At 69.5% G+C, this 8726-nt stretch carries 10 protein-coding genes; 6 read left to right on the top strand and 4 right to left on the bottom strand.

Annotated features, from left to right (window positions below; translation table 11 throughout):
- From FHS22_RS39755 to FHS22_RS36865, 4 genes are all read right to left on the bottom strand, one after another.
- A partial coding sequence (locus FHS22_RS39755) for a flagellin N-terminal helical domain-containing protein (RefSeq protein ID WP_476704286.1) occupies positions 1-155 on the bottom strand: 155 nt, incomplete at its 3' end.
- A gap of 254 nt (positions 156-409) precedes the next feature.
- The gene (locus FHS22_RS36855) at positions 410-1309 is read right to left on the bottom strand and encodes a flagellin N-terminal helical domain-containing protein (protein ID WP_260408671.1); all 900 of its coding nucleotides are present in this window, start codon (positions 1307-1309) and stop codon (positions 410-412) included.
- A 255-nt stretch (positions 1310-1564) separates the two neighbouring features.
- A complete protein-coding gene (locus FHS22_RS36860) occupies positions 1565-2440 on the bottom strand; it encodes a flagellin N-terminal helical domain-containing protein (RefSeq protein WP_260408672.1) in 876 nt (291 codons plus the stop codon).
- A 189-nt stretch (positions 2441-2629) separates the two neighbouring features.
- Positions 2630-3490: a sigma-70 family RNA polymerase sigma factor gene (locus FHS22_RS36865; RefSeq protein ID WP_221474598.1), complete on the bottom strand. Its 861-nt coding sequence runs from the start codon at positions 3488-3490 to the stop codon at positions 2630-2632.
- A gap of 262 nt (positions 3491-3752) precedes the next feature.
- Here FHS22_RS36865 and FHS22_RS36870 point away from each other — a divergent pair, with 262 nt between their 5' ends.
- The 6 genes from FHS22_RS36870 to FHS22_RS36895 all read left to right on the top strand — a co-directional run.
- Positions 3753-4235: a flagellar protein FlgN gene (locus FHS22_RS36870; protein WP_184948836.1), complete on the top strand. Its 483-nt coding sequence runs from the start codon at positions 3753-3755 to the stop codon at positions 4233-4235.
- Entirely contained in the window at positions 4236-5681 is a 1446-nt protein-coding gene (flgK, locus tag FHS22_RS36875) for a flagellar hook-associated protein FlgK (RefSeq protein WP_184948837.1), read from the top strand.
- A 4-nt stretch (positions 5682-5685) separates the two neighbouring features.
- Positions 5686-6573 carry a flagellar hook-associated protein FlgL gene (gene flgL, locus FHS22_RS36880; protein WP_184948838.1) on the top strand — a complete coding sequence of 296 codons (888 nt, stop codon included), beginning with the start codon at positions 5686-5688 and terminating at the stop codon, positions 6571-6573.
- A 20-nt stretch (positions 6574-6593) separates the two neighbouring features.
- A complete protein-coding gene (gene fliW, locus FHS22_RS36885; RefSeq protein ID WP_184948839.1) occupies positions 6594-7019 on the top strand; it encodes a flagellar assembly protein FliW in 426 nt (141 codons plus the stop codon).
- Between the two features lie 54 nt (positions 7020-7073).
- Positions 7074-7322: a carbon storage regulator CsrA gene (csrA, locus tag FHS22_RS36890; protein ID WP_425567370.1), complete on the top strand. Its 249-nt coding sequence runs from the start codon at positions 7074-7076 to the stop codon at positions 7320-7322.
- Positions 7323-7685: 363 nt separating this feature from the next.
- Positions 7686-8726: hypothetical protein (locus tag FHS22_RS36895; protein WP_221474599.1), on the top strand; the 1041-nt coding region annotated here is incomplete at its 3' end.

Consider the following 8726-nt stretch of genomic DNA (forward strand, 5'->3'; position numbering starts at 1 on the left):
TCGCTGATGGACAGGCCCGCCGCGTCGTCCGCCGCCCGGTTGATGCGGAAACCACTGGAGAGCTTCTCCAGCGACTTCGACATCTGGTTGTCGGTCACCGACAGGTTGCGGTAGGCGTTCATCGCGCCGATGTTCTGGTTGATACGCATGCCCATGGTGTTGCTCCTCCTTGACTAGGGCGATACCGGTCCGTCCGTGGTCCGGGTTTGTCGTACTCCTCGGCAGCCGTCAGAAGGAGTTGAGGATTTCTCTGCTTTTCTTCCGTCGTTCCAACCGTCGTACGGCAGCGGCCGGGAACGCCGGAAGGGGCGGCCGACGGGTCGCGTCGGCCGCCCCTTCCGGGTGCTGAGGTGCGGTTCTCCCCTGCGGGCGCCGGTCGGACGCCCGCAGGAGATCATCGTGCGGAGGATCAGCCCAGGAGCTTGAGCACGCCCTGGGAGGACTGGTTGGCCTGGGCCAGCATGGAGGTGCCGGCCTGGGTCAGGATCTGGTTGCGGGTGAAGCTGACCATCTCCTGGGCCATGTCGGTGTCGCGGATGCGCGACTCCGAGGCTGACAGGTTCTCGACCGCCACGTTCAGGTTGTTGATCGTGTGCTCGAACCGGTTCTGGAACGCACCCAGCGTGGCCCGCTGCTCCGACACCTTCGAGATCGCCGTGTCGAGCCTGGTGATCGCGGCCTGGGCCTTCACCACGTTCAGGGCGATGTTGGTACCGTCGTCGCCGGTGCCCGCGGCCTGGTAGTCGATCAGCTGGACGTCGCCGAGACGGTCGCCCGGCGTGCCGTCGGTCAGGTTCAGGCCGGTCGCGCCGGTGCCCATGTTGCCGATGGCGACGCTGAGGGTCTGGCCGGAGTTGGCGCCGATCTGGAAGGTGCCGTTGTAGGTGCCGTCCAGCAGCTTCTGGGTGCCGAAGGTGGTGTTGCCGGCGATCCGGTCCAGCTCGTCCGTGAGCTGGCTGAACTCCAGGTTGGCCGCCTTCTGGGCGTCGGCGTTCTGGGAACCGCCGTTGGAGGCCTGGACCGCCAGGTCGCGCATGCGCTGCAGGATGGAGTGCGTCTCGGTGAGCGCGCCTTCAGCGGTCTGCACGACCGAGACACCGTCCTGTGCGTTGCGCACGGCGACCTTCAGACCGCCCACCTGGGCGCGCAGGCCCTCGCTGATGGACAGGCCCGCCGCGTCGTCCGCCGCCCGGTTGATGCGGAAACCACTGGAGAGCTTCTCCAGCGACTTCGACATCTGGTTGTCGGTCACCGACAGGTTGCGGTAGGCGTTCATCGCGCCGATGTTCTGGTTGATACGCATGCCCATGGTGTTGCTCCTCCTTGACTAGGGCGATACCGGTCCGTCCGTGGCCCGATCTGCCGCACCCATCGACGGGCGCCCGGAGAAGCTGAGGGTTTTCCCGGGAGTTCTTCCGGCACGGGTTCCTCCCCGGCACGGGTGGCCGGGAACGCCTGAAGGGGCGGCCGACGGGTCGCGTCGGCCGCCCCTTCAGGGTGCTGAGGTGCGGTTCTCCCCTGCGGGCGCCGGTCGGACGCCCGCAGGAGATCATCGTGCGGAGGATCAGCCCAGGAGCTTGAGCACGCCCTGGGACGACTGGTTGGCCTGGGCCAGCATGGAGGTGCCGGCCTGGGTCAGGATCTGGTTGCGGGTGAAGCTGACCATCTCCTGGGCCATGTCGGTGTCACGGATGCGCGACTCCGAGGCCGACAGGTTCTCGACCGCCACGTTCAGGTTGTTGATCGTGTGCTCGAACCGGTTCTGGAACGCACCCAGCGTGGCCCGCTGCTCCGACACCTTCGAGATCGCTCCGTCGATCGCGGTGATCGCGGCCTGGGCGGCGGTGACGTTCAGGGCGATGTTGGTCGGCGTGGTGTCGTCGAGCAGGTCCAGGTCGTCGGTGGCGTTGTCGACGATGGCACCGCCGAGTCCCAGGTTGTCCACGTCCATCGCGCTGATCTGGACGCTGAGGGTCTGGGCGGCGTTGGCGCCGATCTGGAAGGTGCCGTTGTAGGTGCCGTCCAGCAGCTTCTGGGTGCCGAAGGTGGTGTTGCCGGCGATCCGGTCCAGTTCCTTGCTGAGCTCCTTGAACTCCAGGTTGGCCGCCTTCTGGGCGTCGGCGTTCTGGGAACCGCCGTTGGAGGCCTGGACCGCCAGGTCGCGCATGCGCTGCAGGATGGAGTGCGTCTCGGTGAGCGCGCCTTCAGCGGTCTGCACGACCGAGACACCGTCCTGTGCGTTGCGCACGGCGACCTTCAGACCGCCCACCTGGGCGCGCAGGCCCTCGCTGATGGACAGGCCCGCCGCGTCGTCCGCCGCCCGGTTGATGCGGAAACCACTGGAGAGCTTCTCCAGCGACTTCGACATCTGGTTGTCGGTCACCGACAGGTTGCGGTAGGCGTTCATCGCGCCGATGTTCTGGTTGATACGCATGCCCATGGTGTTGCTCCTCCTTGATTAGGGCGGTGCCGGTCCGTCCGTGGTCCGGGTTTGCTGCACACCTATCGGTGGGCTCCCGGAGAAGCTGAGGATCCTCAGCGGAGATTTTTCAAGATTTTTTCGGGGAGGGTTCTCGTGCCCCCGTACGGAACGTGGTCGGGGCGCCTGCCGTACGGGAGGTTCGGGAACTCAGGCGACGCGGGCGACCGGGGCGCCGACGGCGTCGGTCAGGGCCAGGCGGCTGCGCAGGTCGCCCTTGGCGGCGATCTCGGCGTAGTAGGCGGCGCGGCGCTTGGCGACGCAGCCGTCGGGGCGCTGCGGGGCCTCGACCATCTCGGGGGCGAGCTGGGAGTTCATGCCGTCGCGCAGCAGGACCAGGGCCTCGGCGCGCAGCTGGGAGACGCGCGACTCGGTCACGCCGAGCTCGGCCGCGATCTCGGCCATCGGGCGCTCCTCGAGGAAGTAGCGGGTGACGACCAGGCGCAGGCGCTGGGGCAGGGAGTCGACGGCGTGGGTGAGGTAGCCGAGGCGCTCGCGGTGCAGCAGCATCTCCTCGGGGCCGGCGGCCTGCTCCTGGACCATGTCCTCGGCGGTGCCGGGGGCGAAGCCCTGCAGGCTCAGCACGACGGCGCGCTGGACGTCCTCCTCGATGGAGTCGACCTCTTCCTCGGCGACGCCCAGGGCGCCGGCGAGCTCGCGGTTGGTGGGCGTACGGCCCAGCGCGCCGCTGAGCTCCTGGCGGACCGAGTCGAGCTGGCGGGCGCGGCTGCGCACCGAGCGGCTGGCCCAGTCCAGGCCGCGCAGCTCGTCGACGAGGGCGCCGCGGATGCGGACGGCGGCGAAGCGGCCGAAGGGGATGCCGCGCTGCGGGTCGAAGGAGTGCGCGGCGGCGGCCAGGGCGGCCAGACCGGCGGAGGTGAGGTCGTCGCGGTTGACGTGGGAGGGAACGCGCATGAGCGTCTCGCGGACGATGTGTCCGACGAGGGGCAGGTGCTCGCGGACAAGGGTGTCGATGTCGCGGCTGACAGCAGTGGTGCCCAGAGTGCTCACAAGCGGCCCTTTCGATGTGCGGGAAGGTCCTCGCCGGCGCCCCGTTCGTGCCGACATGAACTAGAAAACCGTCACAAAGAGGTAGGAACCGGTTGCTTTCGGTTGCTGAACGGTTGCGAAAAACTACTTCTCGTCATGGGGTCAGCACACCGAGTCATGTTCTGGTTCCGGGGCCGGGAAGTCCTCAGGCCGGAGAACCCCCTGCCGAATGGGCGATAGAAGCGCGCCGAGAGGCGTACCGACGACTGAGAAGGCGGGACGGATGAGCTTGGCCGATCTGTCGAGCACGCTGTGGCGGATCCGGGAGATGATGGATCTGCTGCTGTTCAAGCTCGAAGAGGAGCAACTCGTACTGGCCGCAGGTAAGACCCGCTGGCTGCCGCATGCCACCCGCGAGGTGGAGATGGTGCTGGAGCAGATCCGCAGGACCGAGATCCTCCGTGCGGCCCAGGTCGACGCCGTGGCCGCCGAACTCGGACTGCCGCCCGCGCCCAGCCTGCAGGTGCTCGCCGCGGCCACCGGCGCGCCCTGGAGCGATCTGTTCCAGCAGCACAGGGCCGCGTTCCTGACCATCACCGCAGAGATCACCGCGATGGCCGAGCTCAACCGCGAGCTCCTCACCGCCGGAGCCCGGGCCGTTCACGAGGCCCTGATGGACGCCACCGGCTCCGTGACGACCTACGGGCGCACCGGCGAGACCGTCGCCGCAGGCCGTTCCTCACGACTTGTCAACGAGGCGATGTAATTGAGCACCTTCTCCGGAATCTCCACCGCGCTCAGCGCCCTGTACGCGCAGCGGCAGGCGCTCGACGTCAACGGGCAGAACATCGCCAACGCCAACACCGAGGGCTACACCCGCCAGCGGGTCGAGCTGAACTCCGTGGGCGGCGTGGTGACCCCGGCCATGTACTCCACCACCGACGGCCTCGGCAACGGTGTCGCCGCCGCCGGCGTCACCCGGCTGCGCGACGAGTTCCTGGAGGCGCGCGGGCAGATCGAGCACGCCAAGTTCGCGTACCTGTCCGGGCAGGAGGAGATCTACTCCCGCGTCGAGGAGGTCTTCGCCGAGCCCAGCGAGACCGGCATCCAGGCCCAGCTCTCCGACTACTGGGCGGCCTGGGGCGACGTGGCCAACCGGCCGGACGACGAGGCGGCCCGCGCGCAGCTCCTGCAGGAGGGCGGCACCGTCGCCGACGGCCTGCGCACCGCCAACGACATGCTCGACTCGCTGTGGAACAGCGCCCGCGACCAGCTCGGCTCCCTGGTCACCGAGGTCAACACCGCGGCCGAGGGCATCGCCGAGCTCAACGGCGCGATCGTGCGCGCCACCGCCGCGGGCCTGCCCGCCAGCGAGCTGCAGGACAAGCGCGACGGTCTCGCGCTGCGCCTGGCCGAGCTCACCGGCGCCACCTCCAAGACCCTGCCCAACGGCTCCATGGAGGTCTCCCTCGGCGGGACCAAGCTGGTCGACAAGACGGTCTCCCGGCCGCTGGAGGCCGCCGGCGGAGGCAGCATGCGGGCGGTCATGGCCGACCCGAGCGCCAACGCCGTCGTCCTGAAGTGGAAGAACCCGACCGCCGACGCCGCCGTCACCTCCGGGCAGCTCGCCTCGTCGCTCAACTCGCTCAACAAGGTGCTGCCGGAGTACGCCGCCAAGCTGGACCAGGTCGCGGCGAAGCTGGCCACCACGGTCAACACCCAGCACGTCCGGGGCTACGACCTCGACGGGGCCCAGGGCAAGGACTTCTTCACCGCCGCGACCGGTACGGTGGTCAACGCCGCGACGATCAAGGTGGGCCTCGCCGGCCCCCGCGAGGTGGCGGCCTCGTCGCTGGCCCCGCCCGCGACCGACCCCGTCACCGGCCTGCCGGTCGCGCCCAAGGGCAACTACGACGAGAAGAACGCCGACGTCCTGGCGGGCTTCGCCGACGCCGCCGACGGTCCCGACCGCTCCTACCGGGCGACGGTGACAGGCCTGGGCGTCGACTCCCAGGGCGCGCAGCGCCGTACGGCCATCCAGAACGTCGTCACGCAGAACAACGACGCGCAGCGGATCGCCCAGTCCGGGGTCAGCCTCGACGAGGAGATGGCGAACATGATCCTCTACCAGCGCGCCTACCAGGCCGCGTCGAAGATGATCTCGACGATCGACAGCACTTTCGACTCCCTCTTCGGCATGATCCGGGGCTGATGACATGAGCTACATGCGCGTCACCGAGCGCTCCATCTCCACCAGGGTGCTCAACAACCTGCAGGGCAACATCTCCCGGCTGGACGACATCCAGAACCGGCTCTCGGGCGGCAAGCAGCTCTCGCGGCCGTCGGACTCGCCCGCCGGCACCACGTCGGCGCTGTCCCTGCGCAGCGAGATCCGCACGCAGGAGCAGTACACCCGCAACACCGAGGACGGCCTGGGCTGGCTGGGCACCATCGACACCGCGCTGACCAGTGCGAGCAGCCAGGTGAACCGGGCCCGGGAGCTGGCCCTGCGCGGCGCGTCCACCGGCTCGACCGACGAGGCCGCGCGCCGCGCGCTGGCCACCGAGATCAGGAACATCCGGGACTCGCTGATCGGCGTCGCCAACACCACCTACCTGGGCCGGCCGGTCTTCGCCGGCTCCGCCTCCGGCACGGAGGCGTACGCGGCGGACGGCACCTACAAGGGCCAGGGCGGCGAGGTGCTGCGCACGATCGGGGACAACACCAAGATCGCGGTCAACTCCGACGGCGAGCAGGTCTTCGGCTCCGGCAACACCCAGCTCTTCAAGGTGCTGACCGACATCGCCGACCACCTCGAGAACGACCCGTCCGCCCTCAGCGGCGACCTCGCCCGGCTCGACACGAGCATCTCCAGGATGAGGAACGAGGTCGCCGACGTCGGTGCTCGTTACAATCGCGTGACCGAGATGCGTGAAACGGCCGACAGCCGGATCCTGAGTCTGAAGACCCAGCTCTCCGACATCGAAGACATCGACCTGCCCCAGACCATCACCGAGCTGACCCTGCAGCAGACCGCCTACCAGGCGGCGCTCGCGGCGACGGCCAAGGTGGTTCAGCCCTCTCTCGTGGACTTCCTCAAATGATCTCTGTTAAGGACCGCCCGATGAACGCAGAAGCCGCGGCCCCGGTGAACACGAACACCGGCGACCTGCCGACGATCGAGTTCGTCTGCCCGATGCCGGGCTTCGTGGGCAACCGCCGCTTCGTCCTCGTCCGGATGGACGACAGCGGCGTGCTGTTCTCCCTGCGCTCGCTGGACGACGAGAACCTGCGCTTCCTGGTGATCTCGCCGAACCCGTTCTTCCCGGAGTACGAGCCCGAGATCGACGACGCGGCCCTGGCGATGCTCGGCGCGGGCGAGACCTCCAACCTTCTCGTGCTGCTCATCGTCACCGCGCCGGGCTCCATCACCGAGGCGACGGCCAACCTGCTCGCGCCCATCGTGGTGGACACCGACACCCGCCGGGCCATCCAGACCGTGCTCACCGGTTCCGACCTTCCGGTACGGGCTCCCCTGGTATCCGCCTGACGTCGGTTAGGCTGCCGGTACGTCCCCCCAGACAAAAGGAGCTGGACGTTGCTGGTGCTGACCCGCCGTTCGGGGGAGAGCCTGATGATCGGTGACGACGTCGTCGTCACCGTGCTCGACGTGCGCGGGGACGTGGTCCGCATCGGCATCCGTGCGCCGCGGACCGTGCCCGTGCACCGCGAGGAGATATTCCGCGAGTTGCAGGCCGCCAACCGCGAGGCGGCCTCACCGAACGAGGACGCCCTGGCCGAACTGCGCCGCATGCTGCGGCCCGAAGGGCCGGGCGGGCCGGAAGCGCCCTAGCCGCTCCGGCCGGTGGGGCGGGCCAGGGGTTCGCCCCGGTTCGGAACCGCCCCGGGGCTGACGCGGGAGATCCGCCGTTCCGCCGGCACGGACCCCGTGCCGTTATTCGGCGTGCCCGTTTCCGGGGATCATCCCTGGCGGGACCGCCCGGCCCCGGCCGTACGGCGATCCTGATCGACTTTTGGTCAAGTATGACCCTTTGCTGACGATTTGTGAGGCAGTAATGATCAGGCGGCGCCCGGACCCGCGCGGAGAGGGGAACGGCGAATCCCCCGCGACCGCCCCGGGACGCCCGTCCGGGCACCTGCGCGCCGGCAGAGCGTCATGCCCGGTGCCCCACAGCCCAAGGCCGAAGAGAAGACGATGAGCCAGACAGCCTCCGGAGCGACCCCGGCCGCCGAGTCCCGCCGCACCGCGCGCGGGCCGTACGGCTGGCTGGCGTTCCTCGTCCTGGGCGGCCTGGTGGCCCTCTCCGGTCCTCTCGTCTCCGCCGCGTCCGTCCTGCTCGACGTCCTGCTCTGGGTGTCGGTGCAGGGAGCGGCGTCCGCGGCCGTCGTCATCGGGATCCGCCGGTACGGCCTGGGCGGGCTCTGGCCGTGGCGGCTGATCCGCGCGGGCGTCGTACTGGCCTGGTCCGCGAACGTGGTGGGCTGGTCGATCGGCTGGATCTGGCTGAAGAACGACGCGCTGCTCGCCGTCTACCAGCTCGGCACCCTGGGCGGATACGTCCTGCTGTTCGGCGCCCTGGTGCTGCTGGGAGCCATGATCGGAGCCTCCCGCTGGGTGGGCCTGCTGGACGCGGGCATCGTCACCGTCGGCGTGGCCATGCCCTTCTGGACCTTCCTCGTCGATCCGGCGATCGACGCGGGCGTCCGCAGCGGATCGGACCTCGCGTTCGCGCTGGCCACCCCTTTCATGGACCTGCTCGTCGCGGGTCTGGTCGTGCGGCTGCTCTTCGACAGCGGGCGCCCGCCGTGGCTGGTCCTGCTGGCCGCGTCCTACGCCGCCGTGTTCGTCGCGGACAGCACCTACCTCCTCGAACTGGCGATGGGCCAGGCGGGGGTGGGACAGACGGGGACGGGGGCCGTCGCGACGGTCGGCTGGCTGGCCTGGTCGGTCCTGGTCGGCAGCGCCGCGCTGCACCCCAGCCTCGCCGGAGCCGGATCCCTGGCACCGGCCCCCGCCGTCTCCCGGCGGGGCCGGGTGACGATGTTCCTGATCCTGGTGCTGGTCAGCCCGGTGGTCTCCGCCCTGGGCCGGTTCGTCCTCGACGTCGACCCGGTCGAGCAGCCCTACGACGACCTGGCGCTCATGGGGTTGACGGTGCTGCTGGCCGTCCTGCTGGTCCTGCGCCTGAACACCGTCGCCCGCCTGGCCGAGACCCACGCCGCCGCCCTGGACCGC

Source organism: Thiemannella venezuelensis (assembly GCF_014203605.1).
GTDB classification, from domain to species: Bacteria; Actinomycetota; Actinomycetes; order Streptosporangiales; family Streptosporangiaceae; genus Planomonospora_A; species Planomonospora_A venezuelensis.

Excerpts from the sequence above, each read along its gene's own strand:
- FHS22_RS36855 (WP_260408671.1), bottom strand. The coding sequence starts at position 1,309 with ATGGGCATGCGTATCAACCAGAACATCGGCGCGATGAACGCCTACCGC.
- FHS22_RS36860 (WP_260408672.1), bottom strand. The coding sequence starts at position 2,440 with ATGGGCATGCGTATCAACCAGAACATCGGCGCGATGAACGCCTACCGC.
- FHS22_RS36870 (WP_184948836.1), top strand. The coding sequence starts at position 3,753 with ATGAGCTTGGCCGATCTGTCGAGCACGCTGTGGCGGATCCGGGAGATG.
- flgL (WP_184948838.1), top strand. The coding sequence starts at position 5,686 with ATGAGCTACATGCGCGTCACCGAGCGCTCCATCTCCACCAGGGTGCTC.
- fliW (WP_184948839.1), top strand. The coding sequence starts at position 6,594 with ATGAACGCAGAAGCCGCGGCCCCGGTGAACACGAACACCGGCGACCTG.